This is a genomic window from Bacteroides sp. BFG-606 (genome assembly GCF_024788145.1).
Lineage (GTDB): Bacteria > Bacteroidota > Bacteroidia > Bacteroidales > Bacteroidaceae > Bacteroides > Bacteroides vicugnae.
The window spans coordinates 5,539,700-5,560,561 of record NZ_JANUIL010000001.1 but is presented as its reverse complement, the minus strand read 5'-3'; the positions used below and the strand labels follow the sequence as shown (position 1 = coordinate 5,560,561).

General features: G+C 41.9%; 16 protein-coding genes. 10 read left to right on the top strand and 6 right to left on the bottom strand.

Annotation, left to right across the window (positions count from 1 at the left end; all coding sequences use genetic code 11):
• Nucleotides 1-4: 4 nt before the first annotated feature.
• Genes NXV01_RS21530 through NXV01_RS21520 form a run of 3 tightly spaced genes read left to right on the top strand, consistent with a single transcriptional unit; the run spans nt 5 to nt 3,822 of the window.
• On the top strand, nt 5-1,462 hold the full coding sequence (locus tag NXV01_RS21530) for a RagB/SusD family nutrient uptake outer membrane protein (protein ID WP_195649466.1): 1,458 nt from the start codon (nt 5-7) through the stop codon (nt 1,460-1,462).
• A 24-nt stretch (nt 1,463-1,486) separates the two neighbouring features.
• Nucleotides 1,487-2,653 (top strand): metallophosphoesterase, encoded by a 1,167-nt coding sequence (locus NXV01_RS21525; protein WP_217721084.1) that lies wholly within the window; start codon nt 1,487-1,489, stop codon nt 2,651-2,653.
• Nucleotides 2,654-2,673: 20 nt separating this feature from the next.
• A complete protein-coding gene (locus tag NXV01_RS21520; RefSeq protein WP_217721083.1) occupies nt 2,674-3,822 on the top strand; it encodes a metallophosphoesterase in 1,149 nt (382 codons plus the stop codon).
• An 85-nt stretch (nt 3,823-3,907) separates the two neighbouring features.
• On the opposite strand, the gene trxA is transcribed toward NXV01_RS21520, so the two are convergent.
• A complete protein-coding gene (gene trxA / locus NXV01_RS21515; RefSeq protein WP_259023206.1) occupies nt 3,908-4,402 on the bottom strand; it encodes a thioredoxin in 495 nt (164 codons plus the stop codon).
• A gap of 513 nt (nt 4,403-4,915) precedes the next feature.
• On the opposite strand from trxA, the gene NXV01_RS21510 reads away from it, so the two are divergent.
• The 3 genes from NXV01_RS21510 to NXV01_RS21500 are packed head-to-tail and all read left to right on the top strand — an operon-like array spanning nt 4,916 to nt 8,168.
• Nucleotides 4,916-6,307, top strand: coding sequence for an RtcB family protein (locus NXV01_RS21510; protein ID WP_259023205.1), 1,392 nt, complete (start codon nt 4,916-4,918; stop codon nt 6,305-6,307).
• A gap of 41 nt (nt 6,308-6,348) precedes the next feature.
• Entirely contained in the window at nt 6,349-7,056 is a 708-nt protein-coding gene (locus tag NXV01_RS21505) for an RNA ligase family protein (RefSeq protein ID WP_004304139.1), read from the top strand.
• Nucleotides 7,057-7,058: 2 nt separating this feature from the next.
• On the top strand, nt 7,059-8,168 hold the full coding sequence (locus NXV01_RS21500) for an AAA family ATPase (RefSeq protein WP_217721080.1): 1,110 nt from the start codon (nt 7,059-7,061) through the stop codon (nt 8,166-8,168).
• Nucleotides 8,169-9,082: 914 nt separating this feature from the next.
• Here NXV01_RS21500 and NXV01_RS21495 read toward each other — a convergent pair.
• From NXV01_RS21495 to NXV01_RS21485, 3 genes are all read right to left on the bottom strand, one after another.
• Nucleotides 9,083-10,582: an L-lactate permease gene (locus NXV01_RS21495; protein ID WP_148364885.1), complete on the bottom strand. Its 1,500-nt coding sequence runs from the start codon at nt 10,580-10,582 to the stop codon at nt 9,083-9,085.
• A 92-nt stretch (nt 10,583-10,674) separates the two neighbouring features.
• A complete protein-coding gene (locus NXV01_RS21490) occupies nt 10,675-12,126 on the bottom strand; it encodes a DUF3868 domain-containing protein (protein WP_148364886.1) in 1,452 nt (483 codons plus the stop codon).
• Nucleotides 12,127-12,150: 24 nt separating this feature from the next.
• On the bottom strand, nt 12,151-12,738 hold the full coding sequence (locus NXV01_RS21485) for a DUF3575 domain-containing protein (RefSeq protein ID WP_259023204.1): 588 nt from the start codon (nt 12,736-12,738) through the stop codon (nt 12,151-12,153).
• A 246-nt stretch (nt 12,739-12,984) separates the two neighbouring features.
• On the opposite strand from NXV01_RS21485, the gene NXV01_RS21480 reads away from it, so the two are divergent.
• The 4 genes from NXV01_RS21480 (at nt 12,985) to NXV01_RS21465 (ending at nt 19,211) form a co-directional block, all read left to right on the top strand.
• Nucleotides 12,985-14,529 carry an acyl-CoA carboxylase subunit beta gene (locus NXV01_RS21480; protein WP_099147610.1) on the top strand — a complete coding sequence of 515 codons (1,545 nt, stop codon included), beginning with the start codon at nt 12,985-12,987 and terminating at the stop codon, nt 14,527-14,529.
• A gap of 155 nt (nt 14,530-14,684) precedes the next feature.
• Complete coding sequence (gene accC, locus NXV01_RS21475; RefSeq protein ID WP_148364887.1) at nt 14,685-16,196, top strand: acetyl-CoA carboxylase biotin carboxylase subunit; 1,512 nt, start codon at nt 14,685-14,687, stop codon at nt 16,194-16,196.
• A 44-nt stretch (nt 16,197-16,240) separates the two neighbouring features.
• The gene (locus NXV01_RS21470) at nt 16,241-16,765 is read left to right on the top strand and encodes a biotin/lipoyl-containing protein (protein WP_259023203.1); all 525 of its coding nucleotides are present in this window, start codon (nt 16,241-16,243) and stop codon (nt 16,763-16,765) included.
• A gap of 88 nt (nt 16,766-16,853) precedes the next feature.
• A complete protein-coding gene (locus NXV01_RS21465) occupies nt 16,854-19,211 on the top strand; it encodes a PAS domain-containing protein (RefSeq protein WP_195649471.1) in 2,358 nt (785 codons plus the stop codon).
• 108 nt (nt 19,212-19,319) lie between these two features.
• Here NXV01_RS21465 and bioD read toward each other — a convergent pair whose 3' ends face one another.
• A complete protein-coding gene (gene bioD, locus NXV01_RS21460) occupies nt 19,320-19,973 on the bottom strand; it encodes a dethiobiotin synthase (RefSeq protein ID WP_195649472.1) in 654 nt (217 codons plus the stop codon).
• Nucleotides 19,970-20,812 carry a malonyl-ACP O-methyltransferase BioC gene (gene bioC / locus NXV01_RS21455; RefSeq protein WP_234132876.1) on the bottom strand — a complete coding sequence of 281 codons (843 nt, stop codon included), beginning with the start codon at nt 20,810-20,812 and terminating at the stop codon, nt 19,970-19,972. Before bioC ends, bioD begins: the two co-directional genes overlap by 4 nt.
• Between the last annotated feature and the right edge of the window lie 50 nt (nt 20,813-20,862).

Sequence of the window (20,862 nt, the reverse complement as noted above, 5' to 3'; positions counted from 1 at the left end):
AAGTATGAAAAAGATAAAATATATAGCTTTAGGTGTCTTTGCAACCTTATTGAGTAGTTGCGGAAATGACTGGTTAGATTTGCAATCTTCCACAGCTATAGAAACCGACGGTTCATTGACCGAATTAAGGGATTTTGAATTTGTGCTGAACGGTGCATACAGCAGTATGCAGTCATCCAGTTATTATGGAGCGGATATGTTCTGCTATGGTGATTTGAGGGGAGATGACATGAAATCTTATAAGTCTTCCAGCACCAATGTCAGTTTCTATACATTCAAGTATAATAAGACGAATGGACCTAGTGGCTTCTGGGGAATGTACTACGGTATTGGTAAGAACCTGAACATTTTATTCAGGGATATTGAAAAGATAAAGCTTGTTCCCGATCGGGAAATTACAACTCCGAAACTGGAGAAACTGACAGAGCAGGAGTATTATAATGATTTGAAAGGAGAGGCTTTGGCAATACGTGCTTTGTTGCTGTTCGATATGACACGTATTTACGGGTATCCTTATCTGAAAGATAACGGGGCATCATTGGCTGTGCCCATTATTGATAAAGTGGTAGAAGATAAGAATATCAAACCTTCCCGCAATACGACTGCCCAATGTTATAAGGCTATCACAGACGACCTGACAGATGCGGTGAAGCTGCTTCGTCCGGTAAAGAAAGAGGGTAAAATCAATAAATGGGCGGCAATGACATTATTGAGCCGGGTTTACCTCTACATGGGTAATGACGGTGAGGCGTATAATGTGGCTGCTGAAGCTGTCAAAGGTGCCGAAAAACAAGGCTATAAGTTGTGGACCAATGATGAATATGCCGAGATATGGGCTACTCCGTTCAATAGTGAACTGTTGTTCGAAATTGTGAATCTGACAACTGATAGTCCGGGAAAATCATCCATCGGTTATCTTAGCACGAAATATAATCTGATAGCTACCGAAAAGTATTGGAAAGACTACATGAAAGATAATTCCGATGACGTCCGTAGTCAGATGGTTTCTACGGCAAGTAGCAGTAAACCTTATTGTTTGAAATATCCGGCACAAGGTTCTAAATCGTATGAAGATGCCAATATCCCGGTTTTCCGTTTGTCGGAACTCTATCTGAATGCGGCTGAAGCTGCGGTTAAGAAGAATGATATACCTAATACGCGCAAGTATCTGAAACCGATTTATGCACGTACGGGCAAGGACCTGGATGCTGTGGCGGACGAAGACATAAATTTGGATCTGGTGCTTGAACAGCGTCGCATTGAATTCTGGGGCGAGGGACAACGTTTCTTTGATCTGCTTAGAAACAACAAGAAAGTGATACGTGAAGACTATTTGAGCGAAGTTCCCAATGAAGCAGTTGAGTTTGATTGGAGTTATTATAAAATCGTTCTTCCTGTTCCTAACCACGAAATGGAGTACAATGAGAATATGGTTCAGAATCCGGAATATGAATTGCATTAATTAACGCATTAACGTATAGAAATTATGAAAAAGATATATAGCATCTATTTCCTTTTGGGTTTGTTCATCACGGCCTTTTATTCGTGCGGGGAAGATCTGACTCCCGTGGGACCGGATATAGCTGAAATCACTCATTTCCGTAATGATGGTCCTTACCTTTTCTATGAAAACGGTAAACTTAAAATTCTGGAAGTGACTAAAGATAATGCATTGAACATTCGTGAAGAGTCCGGATTACCGGCCGGATTGAAACTGGATGTGTATTCGGATGATAATCAACTCCTTTTTCAGGTACCCATTAATAAGATTGAGAATTTTGAACGTCCGGCATGGGAAGACCGTACAGAGTATGCTAAAACATTTGCCGTATCCGACCTTCACGGGCGTTTCGACTTGTTTGCCGCTATTCTGAAAACAGGGGAAGTGATTAATGATAAATATGAATGGATATATGGCAGTAACCATTTGGTGATTGATGGTGATATTTTCGATCGTGGGGCAGACGTGCTTCCTATTTTATGGCTCATATACAAATTGGAATTTGAGGCGAAAGCCGTTGGTGGCAGAGTGACAACCATCTTGGGGGATCACGAAGAAATGATAATGCGTGATAATCTGAAATATACGTATGCCAAATACAACACTCTTTCGCAAAGAGCGATGAACATGACCTATGGAAAAATGTGGGGACTGACGAATGTGATGGGTAACTGGCTGCGTTCTAAAAACACCATTCAGATTGTAGGTGAAAACCTTTATGTTCATGCAGGATTGAGTAAGGCGTTTATGGAACGCGAAGAGACGATTCCCGAAATCAATGAACTGGTGAGCAAGAGCATTTACCTTTCAAAAGAGGAACGGAAAAAACAATATCCGGAGATTGCCGATTTCCTTTATAGTGATAGTTATAACGGTCCGTTGTGGTATCGCGGAATGGTTAAGACTGGCAGTGAGTACAGTCCGATAAAAGAAGCGGATGTAGATAAACTTCTGGCTCAATATGATGTCAAACGTATTATTATTGGTCATACGGAAAATAGTCGTGTGAAGTATACCTATGATAAAAAGGTATATGATATTTGTGTCAATCATCCCAAGGCTTTTGAAAAAGAAACTCGTGCCGTAGTTATTGAAGGAGATGATATTAAAGCCATCAATGACGAAGGAGAATTAGTAACGATTAAAAAATAAACTTCAAGAAAGAAAAGAATATGAGTACTCGTTTTTTGAGATTATTTCTTTCCACTCTTGTTCTCGTTTTAATAAGTTCCGGCATTCAGGCCGGAACTTATCATTCAGGAGATAAGAAGAAAGAGAAAAAAGAGAAATTGTCTGGTGACGGACCCTATATACTCTATCAGGCAGACGGTAGTACACGGGTTATTAATGTCAATAAGAAAGGACGGATTACAGACAAGACTTATGCGACATTACCTAAAGATTTCAGTTTCCGTGTGACGGATCATGAGGGACGGTATCCGTTTGATGTAAAACTCCATCCATTAAAAAGACCGGAGTGGCAATATACCCGTCCGGAAAAAGTTTTTGTGATGTCCGATCCTCATGGGCGGCTGGATTGTGTGATTAGTCTGTTGCAAGGAAATGGAGTGATTAATGATAACTATCAATGGAATTTCGGTAGCAATCATTTGGTGATTATCGGAGATATTTTTGACCGTGGCAAGGATGTACTGCAGATTTTTTGGCTGTTCTATAAATTGGAAGACGAAGCGGCTAAAGCAGGAGGTCATGTCTCTTTCCTTTTGGGAAACCATGAGGCTCTGGTGTTGTCCAACGATCTTCGCTATACAAAAGATAAATATAAATTGCTGGCAGAAAAACTGGGAGTGGAATATTCTTCATTATTCGGCACAAATACCGAATTGGGGCGTTGGCTTGCAACACGTAATACAATGCAAATCATTGGAACCGATTTATATGTACATGCCGGATTAGGAAAATTATTCTATGATAAGGACTTGAATATCCCCACTGTAAATGAGGAAATGAGCCGGGCACTTTTCATGAGCAAAAAAGAGCGTAAGGCACTTTCTCCATTGACTGATTTTCTGTATGGCAATGACGGTCCGATCTGGTATCGCGGCCTGGTGAGAGAAGATCCCAAGTATAAACCGTTGGTACAGGACTCTTTACAAATGATGTTGGATCGTTATATGGTAAAACACATCCTTGTGGGGCACACTATCTTCAAGGATATTTCAACCTTTTATAATGGTAAAGTCATCGCTGTCAATGTTGACAATAAGGAGAATCGGAAGAAAAAACGTGGACGGGCTGTATTGATAGACAATGGGGTTTATTACGTTGTTGGTGACGACGGTGTTCAGAGAAAACTATAATGAGCCTAATTAGAACTAGCCCTCTATCCATCTTCAAAAGACGAATAGAGGGCAGTCACCATGACGAGAAAAAAGTCGAAGTCTATTACTTTGCTTCGTTATTTTGTTTCAGAAGAAATTCATCAATTGCTTTTTTAAGCTGGTCTTTGGGCATAGCTCCCTGCATGATTCTAGGTTCCTCTTTCATCGGAATCATCAATAGGGTAGGGATGCTGCGGATACCGAATGCCGCTGCCAGATCTTGTTCTTTGTCCACATCAATCTGATAGATATCTACTTTACCGCTATATTCTTTACTCAGTTCTTCCAGAATCGGGTGCATCACCTTACATGGACCACACCAGGTAGCATAGAAATCTACGATCGCAGGACGGCTGCCCTCAAATTCCCAATCGTTCGGATTGGCTTCATAATTATATACTTTCTTTAAAAAATCTGCTTTATTTAATGCTACTACTTCCATTTTATTGTCCTCCTTAGTTGATTCATTACTCTTTTTATTTTCTCCGCTGTTGCCTGCGCAAGCTGTGGTTGCCAATACAACGGCAAAAGCACTCAATAAACCTTTCATTAGTTTCATATACTATTCTTTCTTTTTGTTTTCTCTGTTGCAAAGATAGGGGATATAAAGGGAGTAAAAAATAGCAATTTGACAGAAACTCTTGGCAAAACTTCCCTCGGATAGTTACTGAACGCTAAAATTTGTCTATTATTCTTTGGAGGAAATAAAAATAAGCACTACTTTTGCCGCGATAAAATGAGTATTCACCCTTTAAAAACAGATGGAAAGGGTATTAATTATGTTGGAGCTATAATATTTTCAAATTAGGACTAAGTTGTCTCGTCGGGAGGATGAGGCTTTGCAACTTATTGTTTTTACACTGAACCTATGGTTCTTATATTGACCGCAATTCTACAAATAAGCGGCAATCGTTGATTAGTCCTGCAATCACTTTTTATATTTTAAATTAATCACTTCAATGCGATGGTGGGGTATTTCATATCCATATCCAAAGCATTGGTATCACGTGTATTGCATTGTTGTCTGCCGGTGAGGCCGACAGGGAATGCTGTATGCGAACGAAAAAAGAGTATGGGAATACGATTAAAAGATTTAAGCAAACTGGGATACCGGGATAATGTTGCCCGTAGTCTGGTAGTGAACATTGTGAGCAAACATTGCAAATACGACACTAAAGAACAGATTGAAATGACATTGAGCGATATACTCGAGCATCCCGAATCTTACAAAAATAATGAAATTTGGAATAAGCTGGCCGAACGCCTTTCGCCTACTATCATAGCGAAAGAGTTTATAGCTTATGATTTATTGGATGAGCCGCTGATGTATAAAACCTATGGAGGTAAATTTATCGAAACGCTTGCCAAACAACAGATGAACCTGGCTATGCGCTTACCTGTAACGGTGGCCGGAGCATTGATGCCTGACGCTCATGCCGGATACGGGTTACCTATCGGTGGAGTGCTTGCTACGGATAATGTAGTGATTCCGTATGCCGTAGGTGTTGATATCGGTTGTCGGATGAGCCTGACGATATTTGATGCCAGCGCCGACTTCCTGAAACGATATACCTATCAGATGAAAGAAGCCTTGAAAGATTTCACCCATTTCGGTATGGATGGCGGATTGGTTTTTGAGCAGGAACATGAGGTGTTGGATAGGGAAGAATTTCGTTTGACGCCTTTGTTGAGAGATTTGCATGGAAAGGCAGTACGTCAACTGGGGAGTTCCGGTGGTGGCAATCATTTTGTGGAGTTCGGCGAGATCGCTCTGCAAGAAAATAACGTGTTGAATCTTCCGGAAGGAAATTATCTGGCATTGTTGTCACATTCCGGTTCACGAGGATTGGGAGCTGCCATTGCCAAACATTACAGCCTGTTGGCACGTGAAGTGCTTCCCCGTGAAGCACAGCATTTTGCCTGGCTGGATTTAAACACTGAAGCGGGGCAGGAGTATTGGATGAGTATGAATCTGGCAGGCGATTATGCTCGTGCCTGTCATGAGCGGATTCATTTGAATTTGGCGAAAGCATTAGGGTTGAAGCCGCTCGCTAATGTCAACAACCATCATAACTTCGCTTGGAGAGAGGAAATAGCACCGGGGCGTATGGCAATCGTGCATCGCAAAGGAGCTACTCCGGCACAGAAAGGACAAGCGGGATTGATTCCCGGTAGCATGGCTACTGCAGGTTATCTGGTTTGTGGCAAAGGGATGGAAGCTGCTTTAAATTCGGCTTCTCATGGAGCCGGCAGGGCGATGTCCCGCCAGAAGGCAAAAGATAGTTTTACGCAATCGTCTTTGAAGAAACTACTGTCGCAGGCGGGAGTGACTTTGATTGGTGGGAGCGTGGAAGAAATGCCACTGGCATATAAGGATATTGACAGAGTGATGTATACGCAGGAAACGCTGGTGGAAGTGCAGGGTAAATTTATGCCTCGCATCGTTCGAATGAATAAGGAGTGATACGATGAAAGAAATTAGTATTTAATTAAAAAAAGAAAGAAATGATATCAGAGAAATATGGTCGCACTTATCACTATCCGTTCTCTCCCGGAACGACTAGTGACGATCGGATTAACCATACGTATTGGGAGGACATCCAACGGATTCGGACATTGGTGCATACCGAGAAGCTGGATGGAGAGAATAATTGTTTAAGTCAGTGGGGCGTCTTTGCCCGTTCGCATGCGGCTCCTACTACTTCACCCTGGACGAGGCAACTGCGTGAGCGTTGGGAATTGATAAAGAATGATTTGGGTGATATAGAAATCTTTGGAGAGAATCTATATGCCGTACATTCCATAGAATATCAGCGATTAGAAACGCATTTTTATGTCTTTGCAGTCCGTTGTATGGATCAGTGGCTGTCATGGGAAGAAGTAAAGTTTTATGCAGCTTTATTCGACTTTCCTACTGTTCCGGAGTTGAAGATAGAGTCTGTTTCCGGTTTGACACCGGAACTATTAAAACAGGAAATCATCCGTATGTCACAAGAACCGGCTATCTTCGGCTCTTGTGATCCGTGGACGAAAGAGGTTTGTACCCGTGAGGGAGTAGTCAGCCGCAATGTCGGAGAATATCCGGTAAGCGAATTTGCACATAATGTATTTAAGTATGTGCGGAAAGGACATGTTAAAACAGACGAGCATTGGACACGTAACTGGAAGCGTGCCCCGCTTGTTTGGGAATTTAATAATGAAAAGGAGGAATAAAGATGAATTGGAAATTGATAGAAGATAAATCGTGGTGCTCACTCGAACAACAGTTCGAGTGGGTGTACGAAATGAATACTGTTCAGCAGGATATTCGTTATCATGCCGAGGGAAGTGTAGCCGAACATACCCGTATGGTGTTGAAGGCATTGCAACAGTCTTCCGCTTATCATTCTCTTTCTACTTTGGAGAAAGAACTTATTTGGACATCTGCCTTGTTGCATGATGTTGAAAAACGTTCAACTTCCGTGGATGAAGGAGAGGGGCGGGTATCTGCTAAAGGACATGCCAGAAAAGGAGAGTACACTGTACGCACTATATTATACCGGGATTGTCCTGCTCCATTCCATATCCGGGAACAGATTGCATCTTTAGTCCGGTACCATGGATTACCTGTTTGGCTGATGGAGAAGCCTGACTCTGTGAAGAAACTCTGTGAAGCTTCTTTACGGGTAGATACTTCATTGCTAAAGATGTTGGCCGATGCTGATATCAGAGGACGCATTTGTGAAGATAAGAATGAACTGCTGGAAGCACTGGAACTGTTTGAGATTTTCTGCCGTGAACAGGATTGTTGGAAGAAACCAAGAGAATTTGCCACTGATTATGCACGTTTTCATTACTTCCATACTGAAGACAGTTATATTGATTATGTCCCTCACGAACAGTTTAAATGTGAAGTGACGATGTTGTCAGGACTTCCGGGAATGGGGAAGGATTATTATATTCAATCTGCTGGCATAGATGTTCCGGTGGTGAGTTTGGACGTCATTCGTCGAAAACACAAATTGAGTCCCACGGATAAGTCTGCGAATGGATGGGTAGTGCAAACAGCGAAAGAGGAAGCCAGAACGTATCTCCGCAAAGGTCAGGACTTTGTTTGGAATGCTACTAACATAACTCGTCAGATGCGTACTCAATTGATTGATTTGTTTGTTGATTATGGTGCAAAAGTAAAGATAGTCTATCTGGAACAACCATACCACATTTGGCGTCAACAAAATAAAAGCAGGGAATATGCACTTCCTGAATCTGTTTTAGATAAAATGTTGGATAAACTGGAGGTTCCTCAACTGGCGGAAGCGCATGAAGTGGTATATCATGTGGTATAAGCAACTAGAAGAATGGGACAAACATAAAAAAGCCTGCCACATTGATACAGCAGGTTCTCCTACTGTGGACTTTGATAAAGAGCAAGAATATAAATCAAAAAGAAGAAAGAAAATCTGGATAATTTAGAGCTTATAGCAATAAACTCAACACTAAACTTCTGAAAATGTCTTTCATATAGATTATTGGATATATGCGCAGCGTGTTGGATATATATGTCCAATGTGTTGGGTATATATACCCAACAATTCAGGTATTAATATCCTAGCGATAGAGTATTAATACTTTTCCACCTTTGCAACTTATCACGAACGACTAGATGTTTTAGTTATATTATGCAGAAGATATAATAAGTTCTATTGCATCTATTACTAATTTCTCCTTGTCTTTTAGCTAATTCATCCGCATAAGTTAATCTGTTGCACTTGAGTAACTACTCATCTACACTTGTGTAACAGTTACGTAGCACTTGTCCATTCGGTAAATTACTCAACTGCAAGCAAACAGTGATTATCTAAAAGATATCTTTACCGACAACAAAGAAATAGATGCGTTGAGGCCGAAGTGTGATGAAAAGGATAAAAACAAGACATCCAAAATATTAAAACTCAAATGATTAAAAAGAAAGTGCATTTTATCTTCTCCCAAAAGCAAAAACTCTATATACGTTTTCTGTAAACTTCTCTTATTTCTACGCTTTTTTAGAACCAAGTCATTGATTATAAGCACTGCCACATTTTTGTTTTCCCCCGTATAATACTTGAATAAAAGACAAAAATGTGGCAGAGAGTTATAGTTTTTATTGGTGTTCAAATCAGTACGAAAATGAGCTGAATGCTTTGCCATCTAATGGCTAAGCGGAAATATTTATCGCGCTTTGTTAACGGTACTATTATCTTCTTCTATTTTTGGGGAATTAACTGAAAATATAAACAATAATTCCGGTAATCGCTACATATACTAATGCATACGGAATAGCCGCTTTCAGTATTTCACCTTCTTTTCCCTGTTGGTTTCCGGCAGAAGTGGCAATAGCAATACTTTGCGGAGAGATAATCTTACCACCTGTAGCGCCTACTGTATTTGCCGCAGACAACCAATCCGGACTGACATGAATCTGTCCTGCCACACTTGCTTGCAACTTGCCGAAGAGGATGTTGGAAGATGTATCGCTTCCGGTGATAAATGTTCCCAGACAACCGATGACCGGAGCAAATAACGGATACAAACTTCCGGTAGCCGTAGCCAGTGCTGTGGCAATCACAGCGATCATTCCAGAACTATCCATAATAGTAGATAACCCCACGAGGCAGATAACCGTAATGAATGTTTTCTTCAACTGCTTCACGGTATTCCAAAGAACGATGAACAGATCTTTTACTTTAGCCCCCTGAATCAATCCACCGATAAAAGTACCGATGAAAAGCAATACTCCGGCATGAGTCAGCCAGGAAATAGTATAATTGACGGTGGACGCATTGATAGGCAGACTGATTCTCGTAATCCAATTGTTCTCTAAAGTATGACGCAATCCCGGAAAGAGCGGACTGGTCAGGATAATCAGAAACAGAATCAGTAAATAAATGCTCCATGCATTTAATATATCTTTCGTTTTCAGATGGCTTTTTCGTGCTTTCTCTTCTTTAGATGCAGTAAGTTTTCCATAAATAACGATTACGATAATAGAAAGAATACTGCCGATTATGGCCGGAGATTCAGCACCCATATATTTTGCTGCCAGATATTGACTGACTAAAGAAACTCCGCCTACCAATAAAGCCAGGAATATATTTTTCGGGAGCGATTTAAGTTTGGAGTCAGTAAGGAAAAGTAGAACCAGCGGAATCAGGAACATTAAAACGGATAATTGCAATACGACATTTGTACTAAGATGCAATACGTCCAAATTCGTTTCTTTGGCCAATACCAATACCGGAGTTCCGATTGCTCCGAAAGCAGTGGCTACACTATTGGCAATCAGACTCACCGTTGCCGAAAAGATAGGCTTGAATCCCAGACTGATAAGAATTGCCGCCGGAATAGCTACTGCTGTTCCGAAACCGGCCATAGCTTCCAATAGACCTCCGAATCCCCAAGTCAGTAATAACACCTGAATACTTTTATCGGTAGAAATAGAAGCGAATTGCTGTTTAATAATCTCCATCTTTTCAGTTTTCAACAATACATTATAACTGAAAATAGCCATCAGAATAATGATTAAGATAGGAGAGACCGCTTTTAATGCTCCATATAAAAAGGAGTAAAACAGATTGTCTACCGAGAAAGCGAAGCCGAAAAGAGCAATCAGCATCGTCACAATCAGAGAAATGATACTACTTTTATCACCTGACATTTTAAAAAATGCCATCAGTATAATCAACAGTAACACAGGAATAACGGCAAGGATCAAGGTCATAATTATCAGATTTAAAAAGTGGAACGTCGTTTATTATTGATATAACAAACGAACGCCCCACTTTGGTCGGTTGAATAAATAGATTTTTCTGTTTATTTCATCTTCACACTTAAAATTTGTTGTAATTGTTTTAAGTTGGCAAGGGCAGCTTCGTTACCTAGCTTTGCTGCCTGCTCGAATGCAGCCATGGCACGGTTGATGTCTCCGTTAAGGAAATTGTAGACTCCGGTATTGTTTATAAACTCGGCAGTATTATGATCGGCTTTCTCCATAAACTTCACTGCTGCATTCAAATCCTTTTGTGATAATGCGACGGCTCCTGCGTTCAGGTTAGCTACGGCGTCAGTAGGATACATACGTACGGCAATATCGAATACATTCACAAAATCTTTGCTGCCTTTCGGATAACTGTTGGCCACCTGATACATTTCGTTCAGACTAAGATATTTCGGATTTTCCCGGATAATGATACGCCCTTGTTCAACATCGAAATTGACAACGGTATAGTCGATCTTGCAGTTTACTTTACGCAATCCCGGATAAATCTCTTTCAGCATGCTACGGTAAGGAGCTCCGCCGCCTACACGCATGATTTCCTGTTTACGTTTGGCATCGTCAGTCGTATTCTTGATGATGTTCAGGAATGTTTCCTTCTCCTTCATCGAAGAAGATTGGAGTGCTTTTACTAATCCATCCCAGTTTTCTCCACCGAAAGTCACTTTATATAGTTTGGAAGACACTTTTTCGTTCTTGACCAGATAATCCTTCAAAGCTTCCGCACGTTTTTTGGAAAGCTGTTCATTGAAGGCAAGAGGTCCTTCCGGCGAGGCGAAACCTTCGATACTAATACCTTTCACAGTCAGGTTCCGGTCATTCTGTATTTTGTCAAACATGGCATGGATATTCACCAATTCAGCATGATTGTTCATGAAGTCGGTCTGAATTACCGATTTGTTGACCGGGAAATCCAGATGAGCTTCATATTGTTCGCTACGGTTTTTGACCACTTCTACGGTTGGCTGGATATAGGCAATGATAGGAGACATAGCACTTAAGCGTTTGGCTTCGGTAGATACATCATTGGTAATCAGTTCCTGTGCATTCATTTCCTGATAATTGCCGCATCCGCATAAATTCTCTACAAGTTGCAAACTGGCATTAGCCATCCAGGGTTTGTAAGGAATCACCTGCGTATAATTAAAAGTTTCCCTTTTATTATAAGGAACGATAATGGCGGTTGGTTCTTGCTTGGTTATTGCCAGACCGCGGATATATGCTTTTTCGCGTCTTTTACCATTGACGATGATTTCTTGCAAAGGTACATTATGCTGTCCGTCCGTCAGCAGGGGGATAAGGCTTAAACTTCGGGCGGAACCTATTGTCAGATTCTTCATGTCGAAAGTCATGCCGACATAAAGAGAGTTACCTTGTTGCCATAAAGATACGTTTGAGAGAGTGAGCGCATCGTTCAGGAATTTTTGTGCATGAGCCGGCAGAATAGTGGCTGCAAGAGCTATAAATAGATAAATAAGTTTTCTTTTCATCATTATAAGTTTTAGAAAGTTCGATTATTTGATGACATAAATGAAGCTAAGACCGATTTTAGTCGGGCCGAAATAATTACGGGTGTTGTGTCCCAGCTTTTCACATTTACAATCACGGGCATATTTATCATATTCCAGACGGGCATATCCCACGCCGATGGTTGCTTCCATACTCCAGCGCTTGCTTATGAGCCATTGGTATCCATAGGAAATGCCGGCTCCGTACAGATTGCCGTCGTAACGGTCATGTCCCATTCCGAATATATTCAGATTGCTGACATTCATTTCTCCGTAATGTCCGTGCAAACCGAAGAAACTTTCGTTGAAACGTTCGCAGAGCCAATAGCGTAATTCCGGCTGAACGAGCCAATGCTTGATTTGACGGTCGTCACCAAACTTCCACGGATTGTAATTACCGGATATGTCGAGAGTCAGTTTCTTTGCCAGTCCCACTTCGATTCCTAAGTTGGGTGTAGTAGTGGCCCAATAGAGAGCATTGGTCTTGATGGCAAATTTGGGTAGATAGGTTTCATTCCGTTGTACCTGTGCATGAATACTTGTACCGAACACGAGCAGGAAACCGGCTGCTAATAAGATTTTAATTGTTCTCATTTTGTTAGGGTATAGGTTTTATTAAAAATGATAAGCGATAAACAGAAAAGCATGGACATTTGTTGTCGCAACCTGCAAAAAAAGCTTCCTGAATAAATAGAAAAAGATGTTTTAAGGCATAAATGCTAACAAATTCCGTACACGATGCGTTCATTATATAAAAGTATCTTTGTGTAATCAATATGACAATGATTTCATTTATTACTATTTATTTTTACACACATACAATTTTAATAACTACAGCCTATGAAAGAGCTTATTAACAATCTGGAAGAACTGAACAGGAAAGCAGAAAAAGGCGGCGGAGACGCTCGCATTGAAAAACAACATTCTGTGGGCAAACTGACCGCCCGTGAACGCATCGATTTATTATTGGAGAAAGGTTCGTTTATCGAACTGGATAAGTTGGTAACCCATCGGTGTACCGATTTCGGTATGGAAAAGCAGAAATTTGCCGGAGACGGGGTGGTGACGGGATATGGTATGATTGGCAAGCGCTTGGTTTATGTATTCGCACAGGATTTCACCGTATTTGGAGGAGCTCTTTCAGAAACGCACGCTAAGAAGATCTGCAAAGTGATGGACATGGCTATGCAGATGGGAGCGCCTATCATCGGATTGAATGATTCGGGAGGCGCGCGAATTCAGGAAGGGGTACGTTCTTTGGCCGGATATGCCGAGATATTCCTGCGTAATTCTATGGCATCCGGAGTGATTCCACAGATTAGCGCGATCATGGGACCTTGTGCCGGTGGTGCGGTTTATTCTCCTGCATTGACCGATTTTATTCTGATGGTGAAAAACTCCGGTTATATGTTTATTACAGGACCGGATGTGGTGAGAAGCGTGACACAGGAAGAAGTGACTAAAGAAGAACTCGGCGGAGTAGGCGTGCACATGACAAAGTCCGGTGTAGCCCATCTTTCTGCGGAGAATGATATTGAGTGCATCAATTATATTCGCGAATTGATCTCCTATCTGCCGGGGAATAATATGGAAGAGCCTCCGTTTGTAGCGACCAGCGATTCGCCGACTCGCCTGACTCCGGAACTGGCAGATTTGATTCCGGCCAATCCGAATCAGCCATATAATATAAAAGAGATGATAGAAGCGGTGGCTGATGATAATAGTTTCTTCGAACTTCAGGCAGAATATGCTGCGAATATTGTGACGGGTTATATCCGCCTGAATGGAAAAACGGTGGGAGTGGTGGCTAATCAGCCATTGGTGCTTGCTGGTACACTGGATATCAATGCGTCTGTCAAAGCCGCCCGTTTTGTCCGCTTCTGTGATGCTTTTAATATTCCTTTACTGACATTGGTAGATGTGCCGGGATTCCTTCCGGGAGTCGATCAGGAATATGGTGGAATTATCCGTAACGGGGCAAAACTGCTTTATGCTTATTGCGAGGCTACGGTGCCGAAAGTGACGGTTATTACCCGCAAGGCATACGGTGGTGCTTACGATGTGATGAGTTCCAAGCATATCCGTGGAGATGTAAATCTTGCTTTCCCTACTGCCGAAATCGCGGTGATGGGACCGGATGGAGCTGTGAATATCCTTTTCCGTAAGGAAATAGATAAAGCCGAGAAACCCGAAGAGAAACGGAAAGAACTTCAGGATGATTATCGCGGAAAGTTTGCCAATCCTTACCGGGCGGCGGAACTGGGATATGTGGATGAAGTGATCGATCCCGCGGTAACCCGTTTGAGATTGATTCGAAGTTTCGAGATGCTTGCCAACAAACGGCAATCGAATCCTCCTAAGAAACATTCCAACCTACCGCTTTAGGCTTGTTTATGGATTGAATTTAGGCACGGATTACGCGGATTTCACGGTTGCTTTATGTGGTAACCTTTATTCTGCAAGCAGTGTAATCCGCGTAATCCGTGCCTAATATTATTTGATTGCTCTTTTAAGTTTTTATTTCTAAAAAGAAAAAGATTATGATAAAGAAAATATTAGTAGCCAACCGGGGTGAGATAGCGATGCGTATCTTCCGCACTTGCCGGGTGATGAATATCTCGACAGTGGCTGTTTATACCCATGTAGATCGCGGGGCTTTGCACGTCCGTTATGCAGAAGAAGCCTATTGCATTTCCAATTCGCCGGAAGATACCTCTTACTTGAAGCCGGAATTGATATTGTCCATTGCCAAAAAGACCGGAGCCGCTATTCATCCGGGATACGGTTTCCTGTCAGAGAATGCGGATTTTGCCCGTCGTTGTGAAGAAGAGGGAGTGATTTTTATCGGACCGAGTGCGGATATTATTTCCAAAATGGGAATCAAGACGGAAGCCCGTAAGATTATGCGTGAAGCAGGATTACCCATTGTGCCCGGAACCGAAACGCCCGTACAGGGCATTGATGAGGTGAAGAAGGTCGCTAATGAAGTCGGCTACCCCATTATGTTGAAAGCACTTGCGGGAGGTGGAGGCAAGGGGATGCGTCTGGTACGTACGGAAGAAGAGGTGGAAACAGCTCTCCGTTTGTCACAATCCGAAGCAGGGACCTCCTTTGGCAATGATGCGGTTTATATTGAAAAATATATTGAGAATCCGCATCATATCGAAGTTCAGATCATGGGAGACAAGTATGGAAATGTCGTTCATCTGTATGAACGTGAATGTTCCATTCAGCGTCGTAACCAAAAGGTGATAGAAGAAAGTCCTTCTCCTTTTGTGAAAGAAGAGACGAGAAAGAAGATGTTGAAGGTAGCTGTGGAAGCCTGTAAGAAAATAGGTTATTACAGTGCCGGGACATTGGAGTTTATGATGGATAAAGATCAGAATTTCTACTTCCTTGAGATGAATACCCGTTTGCAGGTGGAGCATCCTGTGACGGAGGAGTGCACAGGCGTTGACCTGGTACGGGATATGATCACTGTTGCTGCCGGAAATCCGTTGCCTTATAAACAGGATGATATACAGTTTAGCGGAGCAGCGATCGAATGTCGTATTTACGCCGAAGATCCGGAGAATAACTTCATGCCTTCTCCCGGTGTGATTACTGTCCGTGAAGCTCCCGAAGGCCGTAACCTGCGTCTTGACAGTGCCGCTTATGCGGGATTTGAGGTCTCTTTGCATTATGACCCGATGATTGCAAAGCTTTGTTGTTGGGGACGTACCCGTGCTTCGGCCATTTCCAATATGGCACGTGCTTTACGAGAGTATAAGATTCTGGGAATTAAAACGACAATTCCTTTCCATCAACGTGTATTGAAGAATGCGGCTTTCCTGAAAGGTGAATACGATACGACATTTATCGATACGCGTTTTGATAAGGAAGATCTGAAACGTCGTCAGAATACTGATCCGACTGTGGCTGTCATTGCTGCCGCAGTGAGACACTACGAGAGGGAGAAAGAAGCGGCTTCCCGTGCCACTACACTTCCCGTAGTGGGCGAATCGCTCTGGAAGTATTACGGTAAATTGCAGATGACTGCTAATAATTATTAAATTGAAAATTGAGAATTGAAAATTAAAAAATAACGGAATTGGTTATGGGTACAACATTAGCTACATATTACGCCAAGCTTCAGGATATGCCGGATAGTGAATATAAGGTAGAAATTCTAGAGGACGGGCCAATCAAGAAGATTGCGGTCAATGGTAAGATATATGAGGTCGATTATAATATGGGTGGCGACTCCATTCATTCGATCATCATCGATCATCACTCGCATGGAGTGCAGATTTCTCCTTCTTCCAATAATTCATATACGATTATGAATAAAGGGGAGCTTTATCAGATTGAATTGCAAGGAGAAATGGAGAAAATACATAATGCCCGCACTGCTGCTGAATCCGTGGGGCGTCAGGTGGTACAAGCACCGATGCCGGGAGTCATCCTGAAGACGTATGTAAAGAAGGGGGGCCTCGTGAAACGGGGTGATCCGCTTTGTGTATTGGTGGCGATGAAAATGGAGAATGAGATACGTTCGGTGACGGATGGAGTCGTGAAAGAAGTATTCGTGGAAAATGGCATGAAGGTGGGATTAAACGACCGGATTATGGTTATTGAGTAATTCTTTGAAAAAAACAGGGTAAATACGTGCTTTTATTCAAAAAAATATTTACTTTTGGCAGATAAGTACGTATTTACCCCGTTACATCATGAGCATCGAACAAAGCAAAGAAGCATTAGTAGAACAGTTAGAAGCACTTAAAAAAGAAAATGAGCAGCTTAGAAAAGAGCTTTCTGTTCTTAGGGATGAGAAGCGTAGCAATCATCCTGTTAGTTTTAAAGAGAAATACGCTGTTAGGATACTAGATTCTCTTCCCGATATGCTGACTGTCTTCAATCAGAGTGAGGTAGGCATTGAAGTTGTTTCTAATGAAGAAACCAACCATGTAGGAATATCAAACAAGGATTTTAAAGGGATGCGCATGCAGGATATGGTTCCACCGAAAGCGTATCAGAATGTTCACTCCAATATGCAGCAGGCTGTTACTACCGGAACTGTTTCAACTGCACATCACGAACTGGATTTTAATGGTGAACGCCATTATTACGAGAACCGTATTTTTCCGCTGGATGAGGAATACGTGCTGATTATGTGTCGTGATATAACGGAACGGGTAGCTACCCAAAGGCAACTGGAAGTTTTTAAAAGTGTGCTTGATAAGGTGAGTGACAGTATTCTTGCTGTGGCGGAAGATGGAACGCTGGTTTATGCGAATAAGCAATTTATAGAAGAATACGGTGTAACGCAGGAGTTGGGTACACAAAAAATATATGATTTGCGTGTCTCTATGACAACAAAGGAAGCATGGGAACAAAAGCTGCAGGATATTCGTGATAATGATGGTAGCTTTGCTTATCGTGCTGCTTATGTACGTCAGGGAGAAACTAAGGAGAGAGTACATCAGGTATCAACTTTCCTGATTCGTGAGAATAATCAGGAACTCACCTGGTTCTTTACGCAGGATATCACTGATGTTATCAAGAAACGGGATGAACTCCGCGAACTGAATCTGTTGTTGGATGGTATTTTGAATAATATTCCGGTCTATCTGTTTGTGAAGGACCCGGAAGATGATCTTAGATATTTATATTGGAATAAGGCATTTGCCGATCATTCAGGCATTCCGGCGTCTAAAGCTATCGGGCATACGGATTATGAGATATTTCCGGTGCACGGAGATGCGGAGAAATTCCGTAAGGATGATTTGGAATTACTCCAGACTCATAAGCGTATTGATATGCAGGAAACTTATCTGTCGGCTAATGGAGAAGCGCGTATTGTGCAGACTTTGAAAGCGCTTGTACCGATGGAGGGACGTAAACCGTTGTTGATTGGCATTTCGTGGGATATTACTAATCTTCAGAATATTGAGCAGGAACTGATCAAGGCAAGGATTAAAGCGGAGCAATCCGACAGATTGAAAAGTGCTTTCCTCGCTAACATGAGCCATGAGATCCGGACTCCGCTGAATGCTATTGTAGGATTCTCCCAATTATTGCCTTCTGCCGAAACTGCTGAAGAGAAAAAGCTTTATTCGGGTATTATCAATCAGAACTCGGATATTTTGTTGCAATTGATTAATGATATTCTGGATTTATCGAAGATAGAGGCCGGAACACTCGAATATATCAAGCGTCCAATGAATCTGGGAGAGGTCTGCCGGACAATTTATACAGTTCATAAAGAACGTGTGAAAGAAGGGGTAACTCTCGTTTTGGACAATGAAGAGGAGGATTTGCTCATTGAGGGAGACCAGAACCGCATCATGCAAGTGATAACGAATTTCCTGACTAATGCAAGTAAGTTTACCTATGAAGGAGAGATCCGTTTTGGTTTTGAGCGAATGGATAAAGATATCCGTGTGTACGTGAAAGATACAGGAATAGGGATAGAGCCGGAAAAGGTGGATCATATCTTCGAGCGTTTTGTCAAACTGAACTCTTTTGCGCAAGGGACGGGATTAGGACTCTCTATCTGTCAGATGATTATCGAAAAGATCGGTGGAGAAATCGGGGTGACTTCCGAATTGGGTAAAGGCTCTACCTTCTACTTCACAATTCCTTATGAAGAAACCGGAGAACTCGGTAATTTCTTCAAAGAGACAAAGGTGGAATCTAAAGGGAATACTGTCAATCGTGTACAACAAATTAAGAAGATTCTGGTGGCAGAAGATGTGGAGAGTAATTTCATCCTATTGAAGAATCTGATTGGCAGGGAATATACATTGCTTTGGGCTAAAGACGGAGTGGAAGCTGTCGAAATGTATAAGCAGTACCAACCGGACTTAATCCTGATGGATGTGAAAATGCCGCGTATGGATGGACTGGAAGCAACCCACATTATCCGCTCTTATTCTAAAGAGATTCCTATCATTGCCTTGACGGCTTATGCTTTCGGGACTGATAAGGAACAGGCCTTAGAGATGGGGTGTAACGATTATGTGACTAAACCAATTTCGGAAAGATCATTGAGAAAGGCTTTGGATAAATATTCGACTACTGTTTAAAAAATAAAGGATTATGGCTATATGTATCCGGTGAAAGTTACTTATGATAGCCATAATCCACAAAAGAGTACGATTGTTGTCGAGTGAAAGTAGTCGGTGATTGCTTTTCTATAGATTCTTTTTTATTTCCGGAACCAGTATAAATTTCGTTTCCGGAAAATACTTTTTCAGCCAGGTCCGGATAAATTCCATAGTATCATTCTGAATTGTCTTGTCTTCTACCGTAGGATATAAATTATATAATACGGTATCTAGTACAATGCCGCGTTTTTGTATTGCTTCGAGACTAAGTAGGGTATGATTGATGCTCCCCAGTTTGCCTGAAGTAACAAAGATAAGCGGATATTTCTCTTGAGCGATGTAGTCAATGGTCAAAAGTTCGGTAGTGAGGGGAACCATAAGGCCGCCTGCTCCTTCGAGTAAAACAGAGTCATACCGTTCACTCAATTCTTCAGTTGCACGTTTTATTTTATCAAAGTCGATGGGACGGTTATCCAGTTGGGAAGCAAGATGCGGAGAGGCGGGATAAGAGAAAATCTCCGGCATGGTTAGTCCCTCTTGGTCTTCTTTGGTGAAAGGGATTCCCATGATTTGCCGGTGTAGGTCAATATCTTCGGAATGACCTACATTTCCCGTTTGAATAAATTTCTGGGTGATGGTACGATGCCCGTTCTTGTTCCATTCACGAGCTAGAAAGCCGGTGGCATAGCTCTTTCCGGCATCTGTATCGATACCGCTTACGAAATATACATTCTGTTTCATACTTTTTTCTTTTTTGCGATGATATAAATAGGGTGATATGTTAAGGACACAGAAGTGCCCTGAGTAAATTCCTGCGTGTAACGTTCACAGAAGAGTTGCAAGTCACGACGAGTCCACTGCTGTTGGGGAAGATTGTTCTTAGATTTATTTTTTGAATTGTCGTCTGATGAACACAAATCGTTCTCTTGTTTTCCGGCAGTAGAGGATTGCGTTGATAAACCATTGACTCCGGTTTGCTTCAAATGATATAGTACTTTTATCGGGTCTTCGAACGAAAGGGGGATAAGCTCTTCTTCTGAATACAGGATGTCAAAATGGGGTGATAAAGCTGCTTCAAGCTCTTCCCGTGAACGATAAGGAAGTCCGTTGCCGGTAAGTTCGCGTATTTCTTTCATGTTTTCTTTTCCGAAAGTGCTAAAAGCGAAATAACCCTGATTATTGAGCAAGGTATTACACCTTTCGAAGAAGTTTTCCGGTGACTCGAACCATTGCAGGGCCGAACAGGAAGTTATCAGTGTGCTTTCGGCGGGGAAAGAGACTGTCTCGGCATCTCCCGGAAGAAAAGAAACTTGCTTTTTCTTTAATAAGTCTTCGCAGCAATATTTCATATCGGGGCAAAGGTCATTGAGTAATAACTCTTCCGGACGGAGGGTTTGGAGCAGCATACGGGAGTAAATACCGGTTCCGCAGCCAAATTCAATCACCTTCGAGCAGGGAGAAGATATATGTTCTGTAAGCAGATGGATCATTTTATCTGCTATTTGCCGTTGCACGTTTGCTTCCCTCGGATAGGTAGTGATAGCTTTTGAAAAACGTTCTGCGATTAGTTGTTTATTCATAATCAATATTTATTTAATAGGCTGATTTCCTGATGGTAATTGTACGTCAC